Source organism: Streptococcus sp. 2018162, from assembly GCF_019754175.1.
In the GTDB taxonomy this organism is placed as follows: domain Bacteria; phylum Bacillota; class Bacilli; order Lactobacillales; family Streptococcaceae; genus Streptococcus; species Streptococcus hashimotonensis.
Window position 1 is genome coordinate 1 of sequence record NZ_JAIJZP010000009.1, and the last position, 23,323, is coordinate 23,323.

23 protein-coding genes are annotated in these 23,323 nt (G+C 41.2%); 4 read left to right on the forward strand and 19 right to left on the reverse strand.

The genetic code is table 11. The features are described 5' to 3' along the window. Positions 1 to 416 precede the first annotated feature (416 nt). The 3 genes from hpf to K5Q22_RS07510 all read right to left on the reverse strand — a co-directional run bounded on the left by hpf (position 417) and on the right by K5Q22_RS07510 (position 2,986). Entirely contained in the window at positions 417 to 959 is a 543-nt protein-coding gene (gene hpf, locus K5Q22_RS07500; RefSeq protein WP_014637536.1) for a ribosome hibernation-promoting factor, HPF/YfiA family, read from the reverse strand. A gap of 76 nt (positions 960 to 1,035) precedes the next feature. Further along, positions 1,036 to 1,701: a ComF family protein gene (locus K5Q22_RS07505; RefSeq protein WP_205014363.1), complete on the reverse strand. Its 666-nt coding sequence runs from the start codon at positions 1,699 to 1,701 to the stop codon at positions 1,036 to 1,038. Next, a complete protein-coding gene (locus K5Q22_RS07510; protein WP_205014362.1) occupies positions 1,694 to 2,986 on the reverse strand; it encodes a DEAD/DEAH box helicase in 1,293 nt (430 codons plus the stop codon). Before K5Q22_RS07510 ends, K5Q22_RS07505 begins: the two co-directional genes overlap by 8 nt. A 56-nt stretch (positions 2,987 to 3,042) precedes the next feature. Between K5Q22_RS07510 and K5Q22_RS07515 the strand changes: the two genes are divergently transcribed. Both K5Q22_RS07515 and cysK read left to right on the forward strand, forming a co-directional pair. Further along, the gene (locus K5Q22_RS07515) at positions 3,043 to 3,675 is read left to right on the forward strand and encodes a YigZ family protein (RefSeq protein ID WP_024406393.1); all 633 of its coding nucleotides are present in this window, start codon (positions 3,043 to 3,045) and stop codon (positions 3,673 to 3,675) included. 90 nt (positions 3,676 to 3,765) lie between these two features. Beyond that, entirely contained in the window at positions 3,766 to 4,692 is a 927-nt protein-coding gene (gene cysK, locus K5Q22_RS07520) for a cysteine synthase A (RefSeq protein ID WP_002937015.1), read from the forward strand. A gap of 25 nt (positions 4,693 to 4,717) precedes the next feature. Here the strand turns inward: cysK and K5Q22_RS07525 are convergent, their stop codons facing one another. The 9 genes from K5Q22_RS07525 to fmt all read right to left on the reverse strand — a co-directional run bounded on the left by K5Q22_RS07525 (position 4,718) and on the right by fmt (position 14,157). Beyond that, positions 4,718 to 5,089 (reverse strand): S1 RNA-binding domain-containing protein, encoded by a 372-nt coding sequence (locus K5Q22_RS07525; protein WP_205014361.1) that lies wholly within the window; start codon positions 5,087 to 5,089, stop codon positions 4,718 to 4,720. A 1-nt stretch (position 5,090) separates the two neighbouring features. Then, positions 5,091 to 6,491, reverse strand: a complete 1,401-nt coding sequence (locus K5Q22_RS07530; RefSeq protein ID WP_024377222.1) for a bifunctional Cof-type HAD-IIB family hydrolase/peptidylprolyl isomerase — start codon at positions 6,489 to 6,491, stop codon at positions 5,091 to 5,093. 49 nt (positions 6,492 to 6,540) lie between these two features. After that, entirely contained in the window at positions 6,541 to 7,182 is a 642-nt protein-coding gene (locus K5Q22_RS07535; protein ID WP_002937025.1) for a response regulator transcription factor, read from the reverse strand. Continuing rightward, positions 7,154 to 8,170: a sensor histidine kinase gene (locus tag K5Q22_RS07540; protein ID WP_024384078.1), complete on the reverse strand. Its 1,017-nt coding sequence runs from the start codon at positions 8,168 to 8,170 to the stop codon at positions 7,154 to 7,156. The genes K5Q22_RS07535 and K5Q22_RS07540 overlap by 29 nt, the downstream gene beginning before the upstream one ends. Beyond that, positions 8,167 to 8,826, reverse strand: a complete 660-nt coding sequence (liaF, locus tag K5Q22_RS07545) for a cell wall-active antibiotics response protein LiaF (RefSeq protein WP_238138947.1) — start codon at positions 8,824 to 8,826, stop codon at positions 8,167 to 8,169. Before liaF ends, K5Q22_RS07540 begins: the two co-directional genes overlap by 4 nt. 323 nt (positions 8,827 to 9,149) lie before the next feature. Beyond that, a complete protein-coding gene (pknB, locus tag K5Q22_RS07550; protein ID WP_024406397.1) occupies positions 9,150 to 11,144 on the reverse strand; it encodes a Stk1 family PASTA domain-containing Ser/Thr kinase in 1,995 nt (664 codons plus the stop codon). After that, on the reverse strand, positions 11,144 to 11,881 hold the full coding sequence (locus K5Q22_RS07555) for a Stp1/IreP family PP2C-type Ser/Thr phosphatase (protein ID WP_004194145.1): 738 nt from the start codon (positions 11,879 to 11,881) through the stop codon (positions 11,144 to 11,146). The genes pknB and K5Q22_RS07555 overlap by 1 nt, the downstream gene beginning before the upstream one ends. A gap of 37 nt (positions 11,882 to 11,918) precedes the next feature. Next, positions 11,919 to 13,232 (reverse strand): 16S rRNA (cytosine(967)-C(5))-methyltransferase RsmB, encoded by a 1,314-nt coding sequence (gene rsmB, locus K5Q22_RS07560; protein ID WP_205014360.1) that lies wholly within the window; start codon positions 13,230 to 13,232, stop codon positions 11,919 to 11,921. Continuing rightward, on the reverse strand, positions 13,219 to 14,157 hold the full coding sequence (gene fmt / locus K5Q22_RS07565) for a methionyl-tRNA formyltransferase (protein WP_205014359.1): 939 nt from the start codon (positions 14,155 to 14,157) through the stop codon (positions 13,219 to 13,221). The genes rsmB and fmt overlap by 14 nt, the downstream gene beginning before the upstream one ends. 219 nt (positions 14,158 to 14,376) lie before the next feature. Here fmt and K5Q22_RS07570 point away from each other — a divergent pair, with 219 nt between their 5' ends. Then, positions 14,377 to 15,210, forward strand: coding sequence for a LysR family transcriptional regulator (locus K5Q22_RS07570; RefSeq protein ID WP_105133948.1), 834 nt, complete (start codon positions 14,377 to 14,379; stop codon positions 15,208 to 15,210). A 19-nt stretch (positions 15,211 to 15,229) separates the two neighbouring features. On the opposite strand, the gene K5Q22_RS07575 is transcribed toward K5Q22_RS07570, so the two are convergent. From K5Q22_RS07575 to K5Q22_RS07615, 7 genes are all read right to left on the reverse strand, one after another. Then, complete coding sequence (locus K5Q22_RS07575) at positions 15,230 to 15,634, reverse strand: flavodoxin family protein (RefSeq protein WP_205014358.1); 405 nt, start codon at positions 15,632 to 15,634, stop codon at positions 15,230 to 15,232. Between the two features lie 77 nt (positions 15,635 to 15,711). Further along, positions 15,712 to 16,584 (reverse strand): aldo/keto reductase, encoded by an 873-nt coding sequence (locus tag K5Q22_RS07580; RefSeq protein WP_105133949.1) that lies wholly within the window; start codon positions 16,582 to 16,584, stop codon positions 15,712 to 15,714. A gap of 176 nt (positions 16,585 to 16,760) precedes the next feature. Next, entirely contained in the window at positions 16,761 to 17,306 is a 546-nt protein-coding gene (locus K5Q22_RS09800) for a MerR family DNA-binding transcriptional regulator (RefSeq protein WP_239514874.1), read from the reverse strand. A 22-nt stretch (positions 17,307 to 17,328) separates the two neighbouring features. After that, the gene (locus K5Q22_RS07600) at positions 17,329 to 19,719 is read right to left on the reverse strand and encodes a primosomal protein N' (protein WP_205014357.1); all 2,391 of its coding nucleotides are present in this window, start codon (positions 19,717 to 19,719) and stop codon (positions 17,329 to 17,331) included. 192 nt (positions 19,720 to 19,911) lie between these two features. Further along, positions 19,912 to 20,226, reverse strand: a complete 315-nt coding sequence (gene rpoZ, locus K5Q22_RS07605) for a DNA-directed RNA polymerase subunit omega (protein ID WP_004194153.1) — start codon at positions 20,224 to 20,226, stop codon at positions 19,912 to 19,914. A gap of 23 nt (positions 20,227 to 20,249) precedes the next feature. Further along, positions 20,250 to 20,876 carry a guanylate kinase gene (gene gmk / locus K5Q22_RS07610; RefSeq protein ID WP_024384084.1) on the reverse strand — a complete coding sequence of 209 codons (627 nt, stop codon included), beginning with the start codon at positions 20,874 to 20,876 and terminating at the stop codon, positions 20,250 to 20,252. Between the two features lie 147 nt (positions 20,877 to 21,023). Beyond that, on the reverse strand, positions 21,024 to 22,637 hold the full coding sequence (locus tag K5Q22_RS07615) for a ribonuclease Y (RefSeq protein WP_024384085.1): 1,614 nt from the start codon (positions 22,635 to 22,637) through the stop codon (positions 21,024 to 21,026). A gap of 128 nt (positions 22,638 to 22,765) precedes the next feature. On the opposite strand from K5Q22_RS07615, the gene K5Q22_RS07620 reads away from it, so the two are divergent. Continuing rightward, positions 22,766 to 23,248 (forward strand): S-ribosylhomocysteine lyase, encoded by a 483-nt coding sequence (locus K5Q22_RS07620; protein WP_004194159.1) that lies wholly within the window; start codon positions 22,766 to 22,768, stop codon positions 23,246 to 23,248. Positions 23,249 to 23,323: the final 75 nt, after the last annotated feature.

Genomic DNA, 23,323 nt, shown 5'->3' on the forward strand with positions numbered 1-23,323 from the left:
GATTCAAACTCAAGCTATCACTAGCTTTCCGTTTTATTGTTTTGTTTTGTCATTGACGATTTATCCTTAGATAAATCACCCTGCACGTTTGGTTCGTCTTCTTTAATTTTCAAAGGTCTTGTTCGTTGTCACGCTCTCGCGACAACTATTTTAGTTTATCATTTCTTAGAAACTTTGTCAACACTTTTTTGAAACTTTTTTTCGTTTCGCTGTTGACTAGTTCTTCAAGAGACAACTCAATTATTCTATCATCTTCTACTGAACTTGTCAACACTTTTTCGAAACTTTTTTTCATTCCGCTATTGACTAGCCCCTCAAGAGACAACTCAATTATTCTATCACGACTTATACACATTGTCAACCGGTTTTTTGAAAATGATAAAACAGCTGCAAAAACTGCAACTGTTTTATTATCTTTATTGACGTACCTCTAGAAGACCCAAATCTCCATCTTCACGTCTATACAATACATTTGTTGTACCGTCATTAGCATCTGTATAGATAAAGAAATCATGTCCGAGCAACTCCAATTGGAGGACTGCTTCTTCCATATCCATTGGTTTCAAGTCTACTTGCTTAGTACGAACCACTTTTACTTCCTCACCTGTTTGCTCAACAAGTTCATCTGTAAAGACTTGACCAGTTGCCACTTTTTGACGATGTTTTCGTTCAATCTTGGTTTTGTTACGACGAATTTGGCGTTCAATCTTATCTACTACAAGATCGATAGAGCCATACATTTCTTGTGAAATATCTTCTGCGCGAAGTGTAACTGCTCCAACTGGAATTGTTACTTCTACTTTTGCGCGCTTGTCACGGTAAACTTTTAGATTTACTTTAGCATTCAACTCTTGTTCTTCATTGAAATATTTCTCAATCTTAGCCACTTTCTCTTCTACATAGGTGCGAAGTGCATCTGTAACTTCAAGGTTTTCTCCACGAATACTGAATTTAATCATATTAGTACCTCTTTCTTGGCTTTCGCCTTTCTTCACTATTATTATACCACATTATAGGAATATTGCAACCGTTTTCTTATCGTGTTAGTGAAAATGTTTTGATTTCTTTCCTACCGATTTTCATGAAAAGTTTTACAGCAAGTTGGATTGTGGCTCCTGTTGTGTATATATCGTCGAATAATAATATCTTTTCTGGCACTTCTTTTTCATCTAATAGATAGAACATCTGTTTTGCTTCTAGTCTCTCTGCTCGATTTTTAGACGATTGTTTTTGGCTTTCATACTTTCCAAGAAGGGACTGATAGGGAATATTTGTAGCATCCAAAAGTCCTTCCACTTGATTAAACCCACGTTCTGATAGTCGTTTTTGACTAATTGGTATGGGAACAATTGTGTAATCAGAAAATTGGCTTAACGCTATTCTAAGCTTTTTAGCAAAAATATTTCTTAAAACATAGTCTCCTTGAAATTTGTAGCGACTAAAATAATGTGCCATCGCTTGATTATATTGGTACAAAGCTGTGTGGACAACTGGTTTCCCTTGATTCTGCCAGTACTGACAATCCTTGCAACTTTCCGATTCTCCATTTTTATAACAATGTGGACAGTGTTGCTCTGCTATTTCCTCAAAAGTCGAAAAACATTCTTCACAGGTGCCCGATTTTTCTTTACTAAAGAAGATGAGATCTGAAAATCTTGTTTTATTTTTCATAGCTTGATCGCACAATAGACAATTAGACATAACCAGCCTCCTTGTTCATCTGTTTAATTTCAGCGATTGCCTTTTCAATGGCTCCTGTACTTCCTTCATGATAAAACTGGAGTAACCCAGTCGGACGTTCCATACCCCTGCCGACCCGGCCTGCAATCTGAACAAGACTTGACGCTGTGTAGAGGTAATGATTGGCTTGAACAACAAAGACATCTACACATGGGAAGGTTACCCCACGTTCAAGAATAGTAGTCGAGATTAATACTGTGATTTCTCTCTTTCGAAACCCCTCAACGATTTCAAGGCGATTTTCTGTTTGACTGGATACAAAGCCAATTGTTTCTTCTGGGAATGTTTTTTTCATTATCTTGGTAAATTCTTGACCTTTGGAGATTTCTGGGACAAAAATGAGTAAGGGAAAGCTCGACTTTCTCTGTTCTTCAATCGCTTTTTTCAACTTTGGGACTAGTCTATTTTTCTTTAGAGTATCATCGAATTTACTAAACCAGACTTTTTGCGGGACAACAAGCGGATTGCCATGAAAGCGCCTTGGCAAACTAAGACGGCTTAATTTGCCCGTTCTGACTTTTTTATCCAATTCATCTGTTGAAGTCGCCGTCAGAAAAACTTGAACACCGGCTTCCTTGACCGCATTGTCTGCTGCTCGATAGAGCATGGGATTATCTGCATAGGGAAAGGCGTCTACTTCATCAATCAAAACCAAATCAAAGGCCTGATAAAATTTTAATAACTGATGTGTGGTTGCTACAACTAATGGAGTTCGGAAATAGGGTTCAGACTCTCCATGTAGTAAACTAATTGGAACTGAAAAATCATTTTGCAGACGTTTATAGAGTTCGATACAAACATCGATTCGAGGACTGGCTAAGCAAACCGCTCCGCCTTTATCAATCACTGAGGCAACGGTGTGGTAAATCATTTCTGTCTTACCTGCTCCTGTTACTGCATGAACCAATGTCGCACGATTATTTTCCACGTTTGCAACTAGTCCATCTGAAATTCTTTGTTGCCAATCAGTTAGTTGACCTTTCCACTTTAAACACTTAGTGATTGGAAAATCTTTCTGAGGAAAATGATAGAGTTTTTCGTCTGACCGCACTCTGCCTAGAAGCAAGCAGGCTCGACAGTAATAAGCATCGTTTGGCAATTTGTTTTCTTCTTCAAAAGTTGTTCCACAGCGAAAGCAGTTATTCTTTTTTGTAATACTTGGCACTTTTTCTGCTATTTCTCTTTCTTTTGCTGTCAATTGGTATTTGGTAAATAATCTTCCATAATAATTTTCTAATTCTTTCATCGCTTATTTATTCGGAATTTCTTGTCAGTTTTAAAAAAAATTAGTACAATTTGGTTATGAAAGAATTTAAAACAATTAGAGAAGATGGTATTGTTGAAGAAGAAATTAAAAAGTCACGATTTATCTGCTTTATGAAACGAGTGACCAGCGAGGAGGAAGCTCGCGACTTTATCAACAAGATCAAGAAAGAACATTACAAGGCTACTCATAACTGCTCTGCTTTTGTCCTTGGAGAAAATATGGAAATCAAGCGTTCCTCAGATGATGGGGAGCCGTCTGGTACTGCTGGTGTGCCAATGCTGACGGTTTTAGAAAATCACGATCTGACCAATGTCGCAACGGTGGTTACCCGCTATTTTGGAGGTATCAAACTAGGGGCAGGCGGACTTATTCGTGCTTACGCTGGAGCAGTGGCTAATGCAGTCAAGGAGATCGGTGTTGTGGAAGTCAAGGAGCAGGAAGGTATTTCCATTAGTATGTCCTACGCCCAATACCAAGAGTTTGCCAATTGGCGAGCTGAGCAAGGTCTGGAAGAATTTGATACCCAGTTTACTACTGAAGTTTCAACCATGATTTTTGTCGATAAAGAATTCCTTGAACAAACATTAGCAAGTCTTACTGACTTTTACCACGGAAAAGTATTCGCGGAAAAAGCTAACTCTCGAATCGTTGAGGTACCTGTCTATTAAAAAAAAGCTATCGGCGAGATAGTTTTTTTATATTATCCTTTTTTGACTTTCTACTATATAATGTATAATAACATTATTTGGAGGTGCCATATGGCTATTTATCAAAACATTACTCAATTAGTTGGAAAAACACCTGTTATTAAACTCAATAATATCGTTCCAGAGGGAGCAGCGGAAGTTTATGTGAAATTAGAGGCCTTTAACCCAGGTTCTTCTGTAAAAGACCGGATCGCCTTGGCTATGATTGAAGATGCTGAAAAGGCTGGTACCATCAAACCTGGAGATACTATTGTTGAGCCAACAAGTGGTAACACTGGTATCGGTCTTGCTTGGGTTGGAGCAGCAAAAGGTTATAAGGTGATTATCGTCATGCCTGAAACCATGAGTGTTGAGCGTCGTAAGATTATCCAAGCTTATGGAGCTGAACTCGTCTTGACTCCTGGTAGCGAAGGGATGAAGGGGGCTATCGCCAAAGCAAAAGAGATTGCTGAAGAAAAAAATGGCTGGGTTCCTTTCCAGTTTGCTAATCCATCCAATCCAAAAGTTCACGAAGATACAACAGGACAGGAAATTTTGGAAGACTTTGGAACAACTGGTTTAGATGCCTTTGTATCTGGCGTTGGTACTGGTGGTACCGTTTCAGGTGTTTCGCATGTTTTGAAGACAGCAAATCCAGATATTGCTATCTATGCTGTCGAAGCTGATGAATCAGCTGTCTTATCTGGTGAAGCACCTGGGCCGCACAAGATCCAAGGTATTTCAGCAGGTTTTATTCCAGATACTTTGGACACTAGCGCCTATGATGGCATTATTCGTGTCAAATCCGATGATGCCTTAGCTACAGGTCGTGCTATCGGTGGAAAAGAAGGATTCTTAGTTGGTATTTCTTCAGGTGCAGCAATTCACGCTGCTATCGAAGTCGCTAAGGAGTTGGGAACTGGAAAAAAAGTGTTGGCAATCTTGCCTGATAACGGAGAACGTTACTTGTCAACAGCTCTTTACGAGTTTAATGATTAAAAAGAAAGAAGGTTAGGAATGCATCCTATACCTTCTTTTCTTTGTGTTCTTTGAGATAGCCTTTAGCTTCCTCAATCCATTTCGGAAGTTGTTTTGCTAAAGGGGAAAAACCAATTTTATTCCGTTCATTTGTAAAACGATGATGACGCGGAATTTTTTGTTGTTCTTCTTCTAAGGTCCGGATTGATAAACTAGCCTTTTCAGTATATTCATCAAAGTCAACTACCTGTACCAAAACCTCTTGCCCCAATTTTAAATGATCATAAATATTATCAACAAAACCTGTTTTGATTTCCGAGATATGGATTAGGCCCGTCGTCCCATTCTCTAATTGTACAAAGGCTCCATACGGCTGAATGCCCGTTACCGTCCCCTTGAGTTTATCTCCGATTCTCATCTTAATCCTCTATTTCGATGGTCTCAATTACAACATCTTCATGTGGACGATCTGCTGAATCTGTTGCAACCGCTGCGATAGCATCCAAGACGACGAAGGATTCTTCATCAACTAGATGACCAAACACTGTGTGGCGTTGGTCTAGATGTGGTGTTCCGCCATTTTTGACATAGGCTTCTGCAACTTCTTTAGGCCAACCGCCTCGTTCTAATTCTTTCGCATTGTATGGGAAGTTTTGGTTTTGAACGATAAAGAATTGGCTTCCATTTGTATTTGGTCCTGCATTGGCCATTGACAAGGCTCCTCTGAGATTAAAAGCTTCCATTGAAAATTCATCTTCAAACGCAGTACCATAAATAGATTCACCACCCATGCCTGTTCCGGTTGGATCGCCACCTTGAATCATAAAGTCTTTGATAATACGATGGAAGATAATTCCATCATAATAGCCATCTTTAGAAAGAGCTACGAAATTTGCTACAGTTTTGGGTGCAATTTCAGGGAAGAGCTTTACTGTTAACTTACCGTGGTTAGTCTTGATATGCGCAACTGGCCCTGTAACATTTTCCAAATCTAATTGCGGGAAATATTTTTCTTTTTCTACCATACCTAATTTCTCCAAGGCATCAAAAATGCCATCTTCTTCTACTTTTTTTGTGATATAATCTGCATGCTTTTGCAGTTCTGGATGCGAATGCCCCATAGCGATACTAATTCCTGCATAATCGAATAACTCAATATCGTTGAGTCCATCTCCGAACACTAGGACATTTTCAGGTTTCAGGCCTAGTTTTTCAACAACCTTAGCAACACCAGTTGCTTTGGAAGAGCCTTTTAGCACAATGTCCGATGAAATAGCATCCCAGCGAACACTACGCAATTCCGCTTGCAACTCTTCTGGAAGTTCTACTTCGTGACCATCTTTCTCGAAAGTTAACAATTGATAGATGTCATTTTCTTTATAAAAAGTTGGGTTTGTTTCCAAACCTTCATAAATCAAGTCAATTACTTGACTAATGCGGTCAGTTCGTGCAGAAAGTGTCCCTTTTTGACTACCAAGCATACCATATTCGATTCCAATTTCTTTAGCCCAATTTAATACAGATTCTACTAAATTTTGGGGCATTGGCTGATGGTACACTACCTGACCTTTGGCATCTTCTACGTAAGAGCCGTTAATCATAGCGAAAAAGTCTGGCTTTAAGGCCTTGATTTCTGGCACTAAACCATAAGGCGTTCGTCCTGACGCAATTCCTGTTAAAATTCCCTTTTCTTTCAGTGATTTGAAAACCTGCTGAATTGATTCAGGAATGTAGCCTGTATTCTTCACACGTAGCGTGTCGTCAATGTCAAAAAAGACTATTTTTATTTTTTTTGCCTTATATCTGAGTTTTGCATCCATATAATTCCACTATCCTTTGGTTGAAAATTAACTAATTTTCATTATACCACTATTGGTCCTCTTGCGCCACCAAACCATGCTGGAAAGCATAAACAACTGCTTGAGTACGGTCGCTCACAGCTAGTTTGGATAAGATATTGGAAACATGGGTTTTAACAGTTTTTAAGGAAATGAAGGACTCATCTGCAATTCGTTGATTATCATATCCCTTGGCTAACAGCGTCAAGATTTCACGTTCACGAGCTGTTAAGTCATCATGTAAATCTGGGTGGCGTTTATGGTGCTCTACTTTTTTCTCTACTTCTGTCTCAATAGCATATTCTCCAAGAGCTACCTTGCGGATGGCTGCTAAGATTTCGTCAGCACTTGACGTTTTCAACATATAGCCACGAGCTCCTGCTTCCAGCACAGGATAGATTTTTTCATTATCTAGGTAGGAGGTCAGGATGACAATCTGCGCTTGCGGCCATTCCTTCAGCAAGGCCAGGGTTGCTTCCACGCCAGTCATCTTGGGCATAACCAAGTCCATCACTACAACATCGGGTTTAACTTCTAATGCTTTAGCCAAACCTTCCTCGCCATCACTAGCTTCTGCAACTACTTCAACATCTGGCTGTAAATTTAAGTAACTTTTCAATCCTAGACGAACCATCTCATGGTCGTCAACTAGCATCACTCGAATCGTATTCATCTTCTTTTCCTTTCAATAGTGGGATACGAATATCGATCGCCACTCCCTTATTTGGGGCTGTGCGAATTTTTATCGTTCCAGCCATGTCTTCAACCCGCTCACGTATGTTTTGAAGACCGTAACTTAATTCATCATCTGCACCTTGTTGGAAGCCGATACCATCGTCTGTCATTTTCAACTGCAGTTCTGTTTCCTTCTGCAAGAGGTAAACATCCAAATGCTTGGCCTTGGCATGTCGCAAGGTATTACTGATAATTTCTTGCGCAATGCGGAAGAGATGTTCTTCAATTAGTTTCGGTAGCTCCTCTACTTCATGTTGGAAATGAACGATAATATTACTTTTGTCGCTAACTTCACGCAAAATCAGCTCAAATCCTTCAACCAAGGTTTTACTTTCAAGTTCACTTGGGCGTAGATGTAATAATAGGATGCGTAGATCTCTTTGGGCAGACTCAATCATGTCTTTCACGAGCATCAGCTGTTCCTGCAAGGTTTCCTGCGGAAGAGTGGATAGATTGGACGATAATCCTGACAAAATCATGCTCGTTGCAAATAACTCTTGACTAACCGTATCATGCAAATCCCTGGCAATCCGTTTCCGTTCTCCCTCAACAATCTCTTCTTTCTTGACTAAATCTTGATTGTCAACCAGCTGCACCTGACGCGTGAGATTTCTGACCTTATCAGACAGCTGGAGCAAGAGTTGATCACTTTCGGTATCTGTTCGAATACTTTTATTCTTCAAGATAGCTTGTAACTTCGTCCGCATAACCTGAGTGGAGGCTAGGCTGACAGTTTGTACCATTACAGCTAGAAAAAGGGTCAAAACAATAACTAGTAGAATGAGAGTAAACACGAGCTGCTCCGTTGAAATCCAGAGCGTAACATCTAGCAACGAATAATTTAAAAGTGGGAGGGTGGAAGCAATCACCACAAAAACAATAAGACAGGCAAACCAGGCGAGGAGTAGGTAGGTACGTTTTCTCATACGCGAACCACCTCCACGTCTCCCAGTATATTGTTGGTAACGACTTTTACACGTTTGTGTGATTCTTGATAATCGGGACTATTGACCGCTATACTTTCATTCCGCAAATCCCAGTATGATTCACCCAGGAAACTTACTCGTCCATAGATACTAGTTGCTGAAAGTGCAACCTCAACATCAATTGGAACAATAATTTTTGTCCGTCCAAACGTTTTACGAATTACAACAATATTATCTCTGCCAACTAATACAGTCTTATCCAAATCAACTACATCATTGCCAAACAAGCGTACAATGTTAATATCTTCAAAACCAAACCTATCTTGAGAGTGGTCGTGATTGCCAAACCATCTATTTTTCTCTTTTTGAACCTGTAGAGAATAGTCATTAAAAACAATGTGGGTATATTGGTTTCTCTTTTCATAACGTGAAAAGAAATTAATCAGCATGTAGACGACTAATAGCATAATCCCAATAATGAAGAAGGGATTTAAAACAAAGACCAAAAATAATAGAGATAAGGAGCTGACCAGTAAAACACTGTTGACTTTTCTTCCTAGGAAGTACCAAATGATGAGTAATAAGGCAGAGAAAAGTAGCAGGGTCCGACTGGCCTCATTGGCTACCACATCAAAGGCTGCCATCGTAAAAATCATACTTTCTATTAGTAGAAAAAATTGAACTTTCCGCATCTTCTCCATCCTTTCTATACTATTGTAACAAAAAATAAGTAAAAGAACTCCATCCAAAGTAGGAAATATTAGTTCAAAGCAACGAGATGCAGGCTGTACTTGGGTACGGCAAAGTAAATTAACAAGACAAGCAAAATAAACTAAACATACTACAAACTATGCAAATCACTCCTAGCCCATCACCCTTGATGGACAGAAGGAAACAATTTTGGCATAGGGGACCGCTCACAAGCTACGCTCTCTAATCAAGAGAAAAAGGTTCGGCATCTGCCCAACCTTATTCATCTTTATTGTCCGCTATCTGTTGAAGTACTTGTGCTAGTGGAACTTCCTGTTGAGGAATCGCTACTGGTACCGGTTGATGCAACGGAGACATACAAGGTAACTGTTCCATCAATTGTTGCGCCAGCAGCAGGATATTGTCCAATGACGATGTCACTTGTCGTTGAATAATAGCTTCTATCTTCTTGTTTTTCAATACTTTCCACATTGACACCCAGTGCTTGTAATTGACTACGTGCCTGTGAATAGGTGTAATTGCCAGATGTTAAATCAGGCATAATCAATTCTTTTCCTTTTGAAACAACTAGATTGATGATAGAACCTTTTGTCAACTCTGTATTGGCAACAGGATCTGTACTGATAACCTGACCCGCAGTAACAGATGAGCTATATTCCTGAGTAATAGTTCCAATACTGAAGCCTGCTGTCTGAAGAATTTGAGTAGCATTCTCCTGAGTTTTTCCAACAACGTTTGGAACAACTTGTGGCGCTACTCCTTTGGAAACATAAAGGGTAATTTTCGCCCCCTTCTCAGCAGAACTATTTGCTCCTGGATCTGTTTTGATAACGAGACCTTGGGCAACTTTTTCGCTATATTCTTCTTTTATTGTCACTTGGAAACCAAGAGCCTCCAATTCCTGCCGTGCAGTATCAGAATCCTTATCTGTCACATCTGGAATAGATACCATCGCAGCCGTTGCTACTACAATATCAATCTTACTTCCTTGACGTCTGGTCGTCTTTGCAGCCGGAGAGGTCCGTATTACCAAGCCTTCATCTACAGTCGCTGTCGCTTCTTCTGTGATGTTTCCAACTTCCAATCCTGCCACTTCAATCATTTCTGTAGCTTTTTCAACGGTTTGACCAGATACATCAGGAACGGTAACTGTTCGTGGAGTGTTGAAAAATATGAGTCCAGCCGCTATGACTGTTAACAAAATAGCCCCTATCAAGACTTTGTAGCGTGTACGCATACCTGACCTTGGTTTTGAAACAGGCTTATTTCCCGACTTCGCCACTTCTTTCTTACCAGCCCCCTTATCCGTCGCAGAAGTTTGGGCAGAACTATTTGTATGCGGTACTTTCGTTTCAACATTGGCTTGGGAGAGTTTCGGCAAGGTTTTTGTATCAACCTTGTTCCCTTCTAGTTCAACCCTGGGTTCATTCCGACGATCCATGGATAGAGCCGAAGCTAAATCTGCGTACATTTCTGCAACCGACTTATAGCGCTCGTTTAATTTTTTAGCCGTTGCTTTTAGTACAACATTTTCTAAAGCCTGAGGTACGTTGGCATTCTCTTCTCTAACAGATGGGAGAGGTTTTTGGAAATGCTGAAGAGCGATCGTCACAGCACTATCTCCATCATAGGGAATGCGACCCGTCAACATTTCAAAAAGGATGATTCCCATCGCATAAATGTCACTTTGAATGGTAGCTTTCGAACCACGCGCTTGCTCAGGTGAAAGATAGTGAACAGAACCCAACATGGAGTTGGTTTGTGTCAAACTCGTTTCAGCGAAGGCAACTGCAATACCAAAGTCTGTTACTTTAGCGACTCCATTGGAAGTCAAAAGGACGTTCTGAGGTTTCAAATCTCGATGGACAATTCCTCTCGTGTGCGCCATTCGCATAGCAAGGAGAATCTGTCCCATAATTCGCACCGCAACATCGTTGGAGAGTGGTGCATTTTCTTTTATATAACGTTTTAAATCGAGGCCATTGACATATTCCATAGCCAGATACTGTTGACCATCTTCTTCGCCGATGTCCGAAATACGAACGATATTGGGATGGTCAAGTTCTGCCATGGCACGCGCTTCACGTTGAAAACGCTGGATAGCAATTTGATCTGTCTGATAGTTGGTCCGAAGAACTTTAACAGCAACCTCTTCTCCATCTAAAATCAAATCTCTTGCTAGGTAAACATCTGCCATACCGCCTCGACCAATTTGCCGAACGATTCGATACCGACCGGCAAAGATCTTACCGATTTGAATCATTACCTAGCCTCCTCCGTAATGTGAAGCAAACCTACTGTAATATTATCTAGACCGCCTGCATTATTAGCAAAACGTACAAGTGTTTCTACCTTGCTTTCAATCGAAACATCACTCAATACAATATCACGAATGTCCTCGGTTGGTACCATATTGGTTAAGCCATCGCTGTTAATAAGGACGTAATCTCCAACCTCAAGAGTTTTCAAGGCAATGTCTGGTTCAATTGGTTCGGCTTGTCCGATGGACTGCGTTACAATATTTTTTTGAGGATGACGCTGTGCTTCTTCTTCTGTGAGCTGACCAGCTCGAACAAGGGCACCTACCAGCGAATGGTCGTTTGTTAGACGTGTATATTCACCATCTCTAATCAATCCAACTCGTGAATCTCCAACATGGGCATAGATCATTTGGTTGTCGATGACAACAACTGCTTCAAGCGTTGTTCCCATCCCCTTGTATTCTTCTGTCTGTCCAAGTTCATGAATCTTTTGGTTTTCAGCGTCAATGATTGCAACCATCCATTCACGGACATCATTTAAGGTCACTAATTGAGTATCAACCCAAGCAGCTCCCAAATCTGTTGCTGCCATTTCACTGGCAATATGGCCGGCACGGTGACCACCCATTCCATCAGCTAACACGACCAAATCAATCCCTGCACGGTTTTTGTAGCGATTGATATAGTCTTGGTTGTTCGAACGTTTCTGTCCTACATCAGTAAGTAATGCAATTTCCATAATTTTTATCGTTGCTAAGCAACTTCCTCCTCTTATTCTAGGATTTTCGTCTAAGTTGACCGATGAAAAATCCATCTGTCTTATACTGTTCAGGGGTTATCAACAAGCAGCCATCCACCATAATATCTGTTTGAGGGTGTTCTAGTGTCACCTGCTCAAAATTGGGATGGTTTTGCAGAAATTCTTGAATAACCTCTTGGTTTTCCTTAGCAATAATCGTACATGTGCTATAGGTTATTATACCACCAATTTTCAAGCTTTGGCAAACACTGTCCAGTATCTGCAACTGGATAGTCTTTAGAGAATCAAAGTCCATCGCTGCCTTGTTATAACGAATATCTGGCTTACGGCGGATAAGTCCAATACCTGAACAAGGAGCGTCTACCAATATCTTATCAAAGGTATCAGGGCCAAATGTTTCATGAACACGACTGGCGTCCAGACGTTTGGTCTCAATCTTATCTTCTAGACCTAAACGAAGTGCGTTTTCTTCAATCAGGTTTAGTTTATGATCATATAAATCCAACGCATAAACTTTTCCATCCGTAAGATAGCTTGCCATATGACAGGTCTTTCCACCCGGAGCTGCACAGGCATCCAAGATGATTTCATCTCCTTGAATATCCAAAGTCGGAGCTACCAATTGACTGGTCTCGTCTTGAATAGTGATAAGCCCTTCCTTGAAATAATCTGTCCCCGCAAAGTGTCCATGAGATTTAACCAACCCAACTGGTGATAACTGCGAGCGTTGGGCGCCTAGCTCCTCTGCCAATCGCTCCACTTGTTGACCATCTGTCACGCGTACGCTGGCCTTATTCCGATCATGTAAGCTTTGGAAAATCTTCTCTGCACGTTCATCGCCATATTCTGCAATCAGGGTTTGGATCAACCAAACTGGCACAGAATACTGAACAGATAGACGTTTGTTCTTTCTTTTAATATCTGCTGGTTTCGGCAACGAATCCTGACTAAGCTTGCGCAAAATAGCATTGACAAATTTGTCAGTTCCAGGCTTTCGCTTGGCAACATTAACTGCCTCATTGACAACTGCGTGGGGGGGCAATTTGTCCAAATATACCAACTGGTAGAGGCTCAACATGAGGAGATAGTAGACCCAAGTGTCCAACTTTTCTCTATCTTCGATAAAATATGCCAAATACCACTCTAGGGTAATTTTACGAGAAACCGTCCCATAAACCAACTCGGTCGCCAAGCCCTTGTCCTGTGCCGATAAACGAGAAGATTCTAGGGCCTTATTGAGAGCGATGTTCGAGTAAGCACCTTGATCAAAGACTTGTTCCAATACAGATAAGGCTAGACTTCTTGCTGTTTCATGTTTATTGACCACCAAATTGATCTCCTACTGCAATATCTCGACCTGCACCATTTAAAAAGTCTGCAATGGTCATTTTTGGCTTACCAGCTGGCTGGACAGTTTTCAGAGAAAGGGCTCCCTGACCTGTCGCAATGATCAATTCTTTCTTGCTTCGAGCAATGACTTGACCGACTGGTCCTTCACCTTCTGTTTCTACAGCTTCTTGAATTTTAAACCGTTCCCCTTGCCAATAGGTGTGGGCAACGGGCCACGGATACATACCGCGAATGTGATTGAAGAGTTGACGAGCTGTCTTATTCCAATCCAGTACCTCTTCTTCTGGCTGGATATTTGGTGAGAAGGTTACCTGTTCTGGATTTTGAGCGACTGGTTTCAAGTCACCAGCAATATAGGCTGGTAAGGTTTGTAATAATAAATCCCGACCAACAACAGCCAACTTTTCAAACAAGGTACCGACATTGTCGCTTTCTTCAATAGCAATGCTATCGCTGGAAATCATGTCACCGGCATCCATTTCCTTGACCATTTCCATGATGGTTACGCCGGCACGTTCATCACCGTTAATCAAAGCGTAATGGATAGGAGCACCGCCACGGTATTTAGGAAGAAGAGAAGCATGAACATTGACTGCAAAATCAACTGAGTTCAATAATTTGGTTGGTAGGAATTGCCCAAAAGCTGCCGTCACAATCCCATCTGCTCCTAAATTCATCAGCTCATCCATTTCTTGGCTACCAGATAGCTTTTCAGGTTGAAAGACTGGTAAATGGTATTCCAAGGCTACTTCTTTCACAGGTGTCATTTGGATGACTTTTTTTCGTCCAACAGCTCGGTCTGGCTGGGTTACAACTGCCAGTATGTTATAATTTCCATCAGCTAAGAGCCCTCTTAAGACCGTCGCTGAAAACGCTGGCGTTCCCATAAAAATCAACTTTGTCATATTCGTGTTCTCATCTCCTTTTCATTTTCTGATTCATATCAATTATACTATCCCCTAATTATATCATTTTTGCTTATTTTTTCCTTAATTAAAGGTTTTCCAGCTGGAAAAAAGTAAGTACAAAGATACCCTTCTTCCATTTTACACACGTTAGAAAAAGTAGTAGAATATGTAGCAAGCAACTAGTATTCAAATATCGAATAGTGAAAAGGAGACCAGATGTTACAACTTCAACAATTAGAACAGCTCATCGCCTTTGCAGATCAGGGGACCTTGTCCAAAGCAGCAGAAGTTTTATTGATTTCTCAGCCCTCGCTAACGCGCAATATGCAGAGCTTGGAAGATGAATTAGGAGTTCAACTCTTTCAACGAAGTAAAAATAAGCTTGTCTTGACAGAAACAGGGGAATACACTGTCAAACAGGCAAGAAAATTGTTGAAGCAAGGTCAAACCTTTCTCGAAAATGTCCAACGCTTTTCGATGCAGGCAACTACCTTGTTTGGCGGCATCTGTGCTCCCGGGGTTGAATGGGAACTACGGTCCAGACTTGCTGAACAAAAAATCAACCAAGAAATTCATCTGGATTTACAAGAAAATGAAGCATTAATTTCTGGCCTGTTGGACGAACACTATCAATTCATCGTAACAGATTTTCTTCTAAATGAAGACGGTATCCTATCAACTGGGTTCTTCATGGAGCAACTCTACCTCTCTGTACCTCCTGCTCATCCATTTGCTTTGCGAGAAGAGATACAACTTTCTGATCTTGCTGATTTGACCATGCTATTACGGTCTGATTTGGGAATTTGGCAACCACTCGTTGATAGTTTGACTGAGACAAAATTCATTGTTCAAAAAGATTGGGATGCCTTTGAAGAATTGGTTTCAGCTTCTGCTCTGCCAAGTTTCTCTACAAACATCACCCAACAATCGTCAGAAAATGATAGTCAGAGGGTCCATGTTCCCATTTCTGATAAGGAAGCCACAAAAACTTTCTATATCTCTGTCTTAAAGAAAAACAAAGCTATTTTGTCACAATTAACAGAAAACTAGACACTTCCGTCTAGTTTTTTTAGCTATTCACCATTCCCTGATAATCCATTCCATAAAGTCCAGCATAGCGACTCATAGTATAGTCCCCCATGTCTAACACTTCTTGTGTTGGAGCAGAGCCTTGAAAAGTTTTTTTTCCAACCAACTCGTCTGTCACCACATCGTATTGGCGATCCAAAATTTTTCGGACCAAACCATTAATACTGTGCCAATAAACGGGCGAGCCAATGAACAAAGTATCCGCAGCAAAGACTTTTTGGATAACCTCCTCGAATTGATCGTCCGAAAAATCTTGACCGTAATCATAAATTTTGTAATCTACTAAATGTAGGGTTTCATATTCCTGATTAGCAAGTAATTTTTGAGCTAGTGCAACTGTATTCCCATTTTTATTTGGACTGCCATTGATAAATAAAGTTGTCATTGCCTTTCTCCTTTTATAAAAAAAATACTCTGTACTGTTCAACAATTGAACAATCGCAGAGTATAGTATCTTTTTTCTTAGAACGATTTGCCGACAAATCCAGCAATAATTTCGACAGCTTTTGCAGAGTGATGATCTTCAAAAAGTGTTGTATTTGTATTTAGAGTAGTGATTTTTTTCATGTCTTCAGCTGATAATTCAAAGTCAAAAATATCAAAGTTTTCTTGAATGCGAGTTGGCGTGACGGACTTAGCCAATGAAACTAGGCCTGATTGCAAGTGCCAGCGCAACATAACCTGAGAAGTCGTTTTCCCATATTTTCCAGCAATTTCAACTAATACTGGATTTGAGAAGACATCGAATTGACCAGCAGCCAAGGCTCCCCAACTTTCCGCAACGACACCTTTTTCTGCCATATAGGCACGTTCTTCATCCCGTTGGTTAAAGACATGGAGTTCGATTTGGTTAACTGCTGGGGTTACCTCATTAAAGACAGCGAGGTTGGCCAGTTGGTCTGATTTGAAATTTGATACACCAATCGCACGAATCTTACCTTCTTTGTAGAGCTCCTCCATAGCACGCCAAGCTCCAAAAATATCTCCAAATGGTTGGTGAATGAGATAGAGGTCTACATAATCCATGTCCAGTCGCTCCAAGGATGTGGTAAATGCCTCTTTAGCTCCCTCATAAGAGAAATCTGAAACCCAGAGCTTAGTAGTGATGAAAAATTCCTCACGTGGTAGGCCTGAAGCTTTGATCGCTTTGCCAACAGCGACTTCATTGCCGTAGATTTGAGCAGTATCAAAATGACGGTAGCCTACTCGAATCGCTTCTTCAACAACTTCTTGACATTGCTCTAGGTCTGGAATTTGGAAAACACCAAAGCCAACCATTGGCATTTGAATTCCATTGTTTAAAGTGACTGTAGGTTGATTGAATAACTGTGACATAACTTACTCCTTTTCACATTCAGTTAGTGATGTGATTTCTTATTTTTTTATAGTCTTATTGTACTAAAAAATGCTAATCATGTATAATACTTCTTTGTTATACAAGTATTCATTTTTTGCATACTGATTATTTCAACATAATAGACTCAGAAGTCCAACCTCTGAGCCTTTTACCATTATAGATTTTTTTCAAAGAATGGCAAGATAGCATCAAAAGCTAGATCTACAAATGGATGAAGGTCATACATATCAAAGTGACTGGCTTCTGGTACTACAACCCATTCTTTTACCTCACTTTTAGCTGCATCAAAAATTTCACGAGAAGCTGGCTGGCTCCAAGCATTTTCAGCAGTTACAACCAAATATGGTTTTCTCATATCTTTCATGATATTTGTGACATTGTAATTGATGAGTTCCAATTGACTCCAAGCTACAACTTGGTTGCTCCAACGAGCACGAAGGGCAGCTAATTCTTCAGCAGTCAATTCAAAATCAAAAACAATTACTTTACCTGGCTCAAGGCTAACCGCTTCTTTTCCTTCTTCTTGATACCAGTCTTGACCTAAGGTACTGAGTTTTTCATATTTCTCCACATGGTAAAAACGAACCCCACTCTCATTTTGAGAATAGGGTTTTAGGAGACCAATACGATCATAGTGCCGCAGGGTTTCGGAAGTTACCCCGCTCTTTTTTGCAAATTGATTGATTGGTAGTAGGCTCATAAGTTTCTTTCTAGTGAAGGTATCACATCATATTCTGCGGTTCATTGTCAATAATCAGCCGCAAATCTTGATTTTCTCTCTCCTGTGTCCAATCCAAAATCTGGTTCAAGACCTCTTCCAAACGATCTTCATGCCGGTATTTCAAGATAATCTGGTAGTGGTAGAGATTATGGGTTCTGGCAATGGGCTTGGGTGTCGGTCCCAAGATTTGAATTGCATCTGTTAAGTGTTGACGGAGAAAGGCAACAGTTTCATAGGCTTTTTTCACGACAAATTCTTCAGACTTGTGCGAAAAAGTTAAGCTAACTGTAAAATAGTAAGGCGGATAGCCAAGATTTTTCCGAATGCCCATCTCATAACGATAGAAACCTTCATAATCCTGCTCTTTGGCAAAAGCAATGGCATAATGATTGGGGTTGTAGGTCTGAATCAAAACCTCCCCTTCCTTATCCGCTCGACCAGCCCGACCAGCTACCTGAGTTAGCAACTGGAAGGTCCGCTCAGAAGACCGAAAATCAGGCAAATTGAGGGCCGTATCAGCATTGAGCACCCCGACCAGCGTCACATTGGGAAAATCCAAGCCCTTGGCAATCATCTGGGTTCCCAGAAGAATATCCGCTTCGCCTCGACCAAACCGTTCGAGCAAGTCCTCATGAGCACCTTTTTTCTTGGTCGTATCCACATCCATACGCAAAATTCTAGCTTCTGGCAAGAGCTCCTGCAATTCATCGTAGGCCTTTTGCGTACCCGTCCCATAATAACGAATAGAACGACTTTGGCAGTTTGGACAGGTCTGAGGAATTCCCTTTTGAAAACCACAATAGTGGCAATTCATCGTTTTTGTGTCCATGTGGAGCGTCAGGGAAATATCACAGTTGGGACACTGGTCAACACTCCCACAATCACGACACATGACAAAAGAAGAATAACCACGCCGATTCAACATAAGAACGACCTGTTCCTTACGAGCTAGCTTTTCTCTAATCTTATCAATCAGAACAGGGGTAAAATTACTAGCCTCCTGCTGACCGATATAATCACGGAAATCCACAACTTCCACTTCTGGAATACGAGCCAAGGGATTGGCCCTCTGGTTAAGAGTCAGTCTTCCATAGACTCCTCGACTAGCCCGAGCTCGTGTTTCAAGACTCGGTGTAGCAGACCCCAAGACCAGGGTCGCTCGATTATAATCAGCCCGCAACTTTGCCACATCACGCGCATGATAGCGTGGATTGCTGTCCTGCTTGTAGGTCGCCTCATGCTCCTCATCAATAATGATAACACCCAGGTTTGTCAATGGTGCAAAAATAGCCGAGCGAGCTCCGACAACCACCTGGGCATTTCCAGCCTCAATCTTCCGCCACTCGTCATACTTCTCTCCATCAGACAGACCCGAGTGAAGAATCGCCACCTGCTGGCCAAAACGAGAAATAAAACGATTGGTCATCTGAGGGGTCAAGGAAATTTCAGGTACTAGCATAATAGCCGTTTTCCCCATTTTTAAAACCCTATCAATAACCTGGAGATAGACTTCCGTCTTCCCAGAACCTGTCACTCCTTGCAGTAGAAATGTCTGACTTTCCTGACCGATAGAGGCCACAATCTCACGAACCGCAATGGCCTGCTCTGGATTCAAATCCAAGGCCTGTGTTTTTTCCACCTTATCAAAAACTCCCTGAGTCCGCGACACTTCCTCTTCCCAGACTTCTATATAGCCTTTTTCTTGGAAATAGCGGAGCGTATCAGCTGAATAGTCCGATTTTAAGTTTGAAAGGAGCTGGTCTTCAGAATGTTCCAGAAGAAATTCCCTTAACTGCTGCCGTTTTTTAGCCCGATTGCTAATGTCTGCTTCTCGTAATTTCTCCAGACAAACTCGGTACCATTTTTCTGTCTTGATTTGCTTCTTATCCTTGGCCACATAGTCTACCAAGATTTTTCCTGACTGGGCCAGACGCATGATTTTCCCTTGCTCTGTCACGTCCAAGTCAGAAAAACGAATCTGCTCCTTATCACCAAACAGACTAAGCTGCTCTGCCATTTCCAAACCAAGCCCTGGACGGAGCAATTTGTCATAGGTCGAATTGAGCAAGCTGGGTAGCATGGATTTTAAGAGAGTAATTTTATAGGAGAAGACCGACTTCCTCATCTGATCCGCCAACCAAAATTGCTCTTGATTGAGAACAGGACTATAATCCAAAACCTCGGCAAGCTCTTTCAAGTCTTGTACCTTATTTTCATCATCTTCATCAATCAAGTCAACCACAATCCCTTGAATCAGCCGATTTCCCTTACCAAAGGGTACATGGACACGCACGCCAACCATGAGCCCCTCTTCCAACTCAGCTGGAACGCGATAGGAATAAGCTTGATCTGTCTGCATCAAAGGGACGTCTACAATAATCTGTGCTAACATACCATCTCCATTTATTTTACCTTCTAATACCACGACTGATGCGAACAAGGTTCACTTTATGTATAACCTCCAACTATTAGTTGGAGCAAATATTAAAAGATAAACTAAATGACCTAGCTCCTTTCTGTCAAAACTTTCATCATTCCGAAAGTGAAAAGAAACCCGGATGGCAATCCCAACCGAGTCTTGTTTCTAAATCTTTTCGCCTTCTTCTTTTTCTTTAGCAATTTGAGCTTTGATTTTACGCTCTTCTTCTTCCGCCAAACGTTTAGCCTCTTCGGCACGGCGACGAACAGCCTCACGTTTCGCTTCTGGGTCTGGGTGGATGACTACATTACCTGATTCAATTTCTTCCAAGGCGCGTAGGGTGGATTTCACTGAGGTAAATTCTTGAGTTGGTTTGGCACCTGCTTCCAATTCATGGGCACGCTTAGCCTCAAGAATAACCAAAGAATACTTAGATGGTACCTTATCCAACAAGGTATCAATTGACGGCTTCAACATCATAATACGATTCTCTCTTCTTTCTTTTATCGTTCTGCTATCTGTTCACGAATCATTTCATCGTAGCGACCAATCACTCGGTCTACACGGAAATGTTCTGCTTCGATAATACGCTTGACACGCTCAGCAGCCAACGGGACTTCATCGTTCACAACTGCATAATCATACTCACGCATCAAGGCGATCTCTTCCTTGGCACGTTCGATACGTTGAGCAATAATTTCCTCACTATCCGTTCCGCGACCAATCAAGCGATCTTGCAACTCCTCCAAGTCAGGTGGTGTCAAGAAAATGAACACCCCATCTGGAACCTTTTTCTTCACTTGGAGGGCACCCTGTACTTCAATTTCTAAAAAGACATCAATTCCCTTATCAAGAGTTTCATTGACATAGGTCAGAGGTGTTCCATAGTAATTTCCAACGTACTCTGCATATTCCAACATTTGACCCTGGCGAATCAAATCTTCAAATTCCTCACGACTACGGAAGAAATAGTCAACTCCATCAACTTCTCCCGGTCTCTGTGGACGTGTCGTCATGGATACAGAATATTCAAATTTATTATCAGAGCTTTCAAAAATTTCCTTTCGAACTGTTCCTTTTCCAACACCAGATGGGCCAGAAAAGACAATGAGTAAGCCTCGCTCTTTCATGATATCTCCTTTTAAATCTTTCATTCTAGTGTAACAAAATTTAGCATGAATTTCAACTGCTTTTAAATACGATTAGAATATTTTCTGTTCTCAATCCTAAACGAACTTTGAGCCAGTAGAAAAAGAGCCCTTCGGACTCTTCTACATTTACTTAGCAACATCTGTTGCTCTTGTTTCACGGATAACTGTGATTTTGATATTTCCTGGATAATCCAGATTATTTTCAATTTTCTCACGAACATCATGGGCCAAGATGGTAATCTGATCATCAGTGACCTTGTTAGGATGAACGATAATCCGAATTTCACGACCAGCCTGAATAGCATAGGATTGTTTAATCCCTTCAAAACTGTTGGCGATTTCTTCCAAGTCTTGCAGACGTTTGATGTAGGCTTCCATAGATTCACGACGCGAACCTGGACGAGCAGCGCTCAGAGCATCTGCCGCAGCCACAATAACTGCAATAGTACTTGTCGCTTCTACATCGCCATGGTGACTAGCAATCGCATTGATAACAATTGGATTCTCTTTATATTTCTTAGCCAATTCTGTACCGATTTCAACGTGGCTTCCATCCACCTCACGGTCAATAGCTTTACCAACGTCATGTAGGAAACCAGCTCGACGGGCCAAATTCACATTCTCGCCCAATTCAGCAGCAAGTACACCTGCTAATTTAGCAACTTCGATTGAGTGGCGAAGAACATTTTGTCCGTAAGAGGTACGGAAATGCAAACGTCCCATGATTTTAATCAAGTCTGGATGGAGGTTTGGTGCCCCAACTTCATAGGCAGCAGCTTCCCCATACTCACGAATACGGTTATCCATCTCTACACGGTGTTTCTCAACCAACTCCTCAATACGAGCTGGATGAATACGACCATCTTGAAGCAAGGTCTCCATGGTCATACGGGCAATCTCACGGCGAATCGGATCAAAACCTGATAGAACAACCACTTCTGGTGTATCATCAATGATAACATCGATACCTGTGAGACTTTCAAAGGTACGAATATTTCGACCCTCACGTCCAATAATCCGTCCCTTCATCGCATCATCCGGTAAATGAACCGATGTAATCGTCTGCTCAGCCACATATTCACCTGATATGCGTTGCATCGCTTGGGCTAACAAGTCCTTTGCCATCTTGTCAGAACGTTCTTTTACTTCACGCTCTGCTTCCTTGATACGAGTCGCAATTTCATGCGTCAATTTATCACGTGTATCGGTAAGGATGATTTCCTTCGCCTCTTCTTGACTGAGGGCCGCCACTCGTTCTAACTCCAAAGCTTTTTGTTCTTCGAGTTTTACAACTTCTTGTTCACGCTCATCAATGTGCTTAGCTTTATCGGTCAGACTTTGTTCCTTTTGTTCCAAAGTCTTTTCCTTGTTGGTCAAATTATCGTCTTTGCGGTCCAAGCTGGTCGCCCGCTCTGTCAAGCGTGATTCGATTTGCTTCAACTCTTGACGTTCTGACTTAAATTCTTCTGCAATTTCTTCTCGGTACTTACGAGCTTCTTCCTTAGCTTCCAAGAGTAATTCTTTTTTCAAGGTCTGGCGATCGCGCTCAGCTGTTTTTAGAATAACCTCAGCTTGCTCTTCTGCTCGACCACGAACATTACTAGCTTCTTGTTCTGCGTTTAAAAGTGTCAATTCTGCAGTTTCTTTTGCAGATTTCATCTTCAAAGAAATGGCAAAGTAACCTAATACTAAACCAATGAGAGCAGAAACAAGGGTCACTACTACTGTAATGATATCCATATTTCTACCTCTTTTTTATAATTCGATTTTCACAAAATCTGTATCTATTTTATCATATTTGAAACGATTTCACAATTCCAAATTGTCAAATATGGTATAATAAATTCATCACTTATTTGGAGGAAAACATGAAAAAAGAAGTCACTGTCGAAAGCTTCGAGCTAGACCACACTATTGTAAAAGCACCTTACATCCGCTTAATTTCTGAAGAAGTCGGACCCAAAGGAGACATTATTACAAACTTTGATATTCGCCTTATCCAACCCAACGAAAATGCAATGGATACAGCTGGTCTACATACCATCGAGCATCTATTAGCTAAACTAATTCGCCAGCGCATTGATGGGCTAATCGACTGCTCTCCTTTCGGGTGTCGGACAGGTTTCCACATGATTATGTGGGGAAAACAAGACTCTGAAAAGATTGCTCAAGTCATCAAGTCGAGTTTGGAAGAAATTGCAGAAGGTATCACTTGGGAGGATGTTCCTGGGACAACCATTGAATCTTGCGGTAACTACAAAGACCACAGCCTTCATTCAGCTAAAGAATGGGCCAAACTAATCCTTTCTCAAGGAATCTCTACTGATGCCTTTGAAAGAAAACCAATCTAACAAAAAAAGCGGATAAACCGCTCAGAACGTAGACAAACTCCTAAAAATATAAAAAATTGAAGAAGTTTGCGAAAG

What these genes read in the sequence shown, in the direction of transcription:
- rpoZ (WP_004194153.1), bottom strand. Translation starts at nt 20,226, where the DNA reads ATGATGTTGAAGCCGTCAATTGATACCTTGTTGGATAAGGTACCATCT.
- K5Q22_RS07540 (WP_024384078.1), bottom strand. Translation starts at nt 8,170, where the DNA reads ATGAGAAAACGTACCTACCTACTCCTCGCCTGGTTTGCCTGTCTTATT.
- K5Q22_RS07575 (WP_205014358.1), bottom strand. Translation starts at nt 15,634, where the DNA reads ATGACAACTTTATTTATCAATGGCAGTCCAAATAAAAATGGGAATACA.
- K5Q22_RS07535 (WP_002937025.1), bottom strand. Translation starts at nt 7,182, where the DNA reads ATGAATACGATTCGAGTGATGCTAGTTGACGACCATGAGATGGTTCGT.
- pknB (WP_024406397.1), bottom strand. Translation starts at nt 11,144, where the DNA reads ATGATTCAAATCGGTAAGATCTTTGCCGGTCGGTATCGAATCGTTCGG.
- K5Q22_RS07615 (WP_024384085.1), bottom strand. Translation starts at nt 22,637, where the DNA reads ATGGATATCATTACAGTAGTAGTGACCCTTGTTTCTGCTCTCATTGGT.
- K5Q22_RS07620 (WP_004194159.1), top strand. Translation starts at nt 22,766, where the DNA reads ATGAAAAAAGAAGTCACTGTCGAAAGCTTCGAGCTAGACCACACTATT.
- K5Q22_RS07580 (WP_105133949.1), bottom strand. Translation starts at nt 16,584, where the DNA reads ATGTCACAGTTATTCAATCAACCTACAGTCACTTTAAACAATGGAATT.
- K5Q22_RS07570 (WP_105133948.1), top strand. Translation starts at nt 14,377, where the DNA reads ATGTTACAACTTCAACAATTAGAACAGCTCATCGCCTTTGCAGATCAG.
- K5Q22_RS07530 (WP_024377222.1), bottom strand. Translation starts at nt 6,491, where the DNA reads ATGGATGCAAAACTCAGATATAAGGCAAAAAAAATAAAAATAGTCTTT.
- K5Q22_RS07505 (WP_205014363.1), bottom strand. Translation starts at nt 1,701, where the DNA reads ATGTCTAATTGTCTATTGTGCGATCAAGCTATGAAAAATAAAACAAGA.
- K5Q22_RS09800 (WP_239514874.1), bottom strand. Translation starts at nt 17,306, where the DNA reads ATGAGCCTACTACCAATCAATCAATTTGCAAAAAAGAGCGGGGTAACT.
- gmk (WP_024384084.1), bottom strand. Translation starts at nt 20,876, where the DNA reads ATGAAAGAGCGAGGCTTACTCATTGTCTTTTCTGGCCCATCTGGTGTT.
- K5Q22_RS07555 (WP_004194145.1), bottom strand. Translation starts at nt 11,881, where the DNA reads ATGGAAATTGCATTACTTACTGATGTAGGACAGAAACGTTCGAACAAC.
- cysK (WP_002937015.1), top strand. Translation starts at nt 3,766, where the DNA reads ATGGCTATTTATCAAAACATTACTCAATTAGTTGGAAAAACACCTGTT.
- K5Q22_RS07525 (WP_205014361.1), bottom strand. Translation starts at nt 5,089, where the DNA reads ATGAGAATCGGAGATAAACTCAAGGGGACGGTAACGGGCATTCAGCCG.
- K5Q22_RS07600 (WP_205014357.1), bottom strand. Translation starts at nt 19,719, where the DNA reads ATGTTAGCACAGATTATTGTAGACGTCCCTTTGATGCAGACAGATCAA.
- K5Q22_RS07510 (WP_205014362.1), bottom strand. Translation starts at nt 2,986, where the DNA reads ATGAAAGAATTAGAAAATTATTATGGAAGATTATTTACCAAATACCAA.
- fmt (WP_205014359.1), bottom strand. Translation starts at nt 14,157, where the DNA reads ATGACAAAGTTGATTTTTATGGGAACGCCAGCGTTTTCAGCGACGGTC.
- liaF (WP_238138947.1), bottom strand. Translation starts at nt 8,826, where the DNA reads ATGATTTTTACGATGGCAGCCTTTGATGTGGTAGCCAATGAGGCCAGT.
- K5Q22_RS07515 (WP_024406393.1), top strand. Translation starts at nt 3,043, where the DNA reads ATGAAAGAATTTAAAACAATTAGAGAAGATGGTATTGTTGAAGAAGAA.
- hpf (WP_014637536.1), bottom strand. Translation starts at nt 959, where the DNA reads ATGATTAAATTCAGTATTCGTGGAGAAAACCTTGAAGTTACAGATGCA.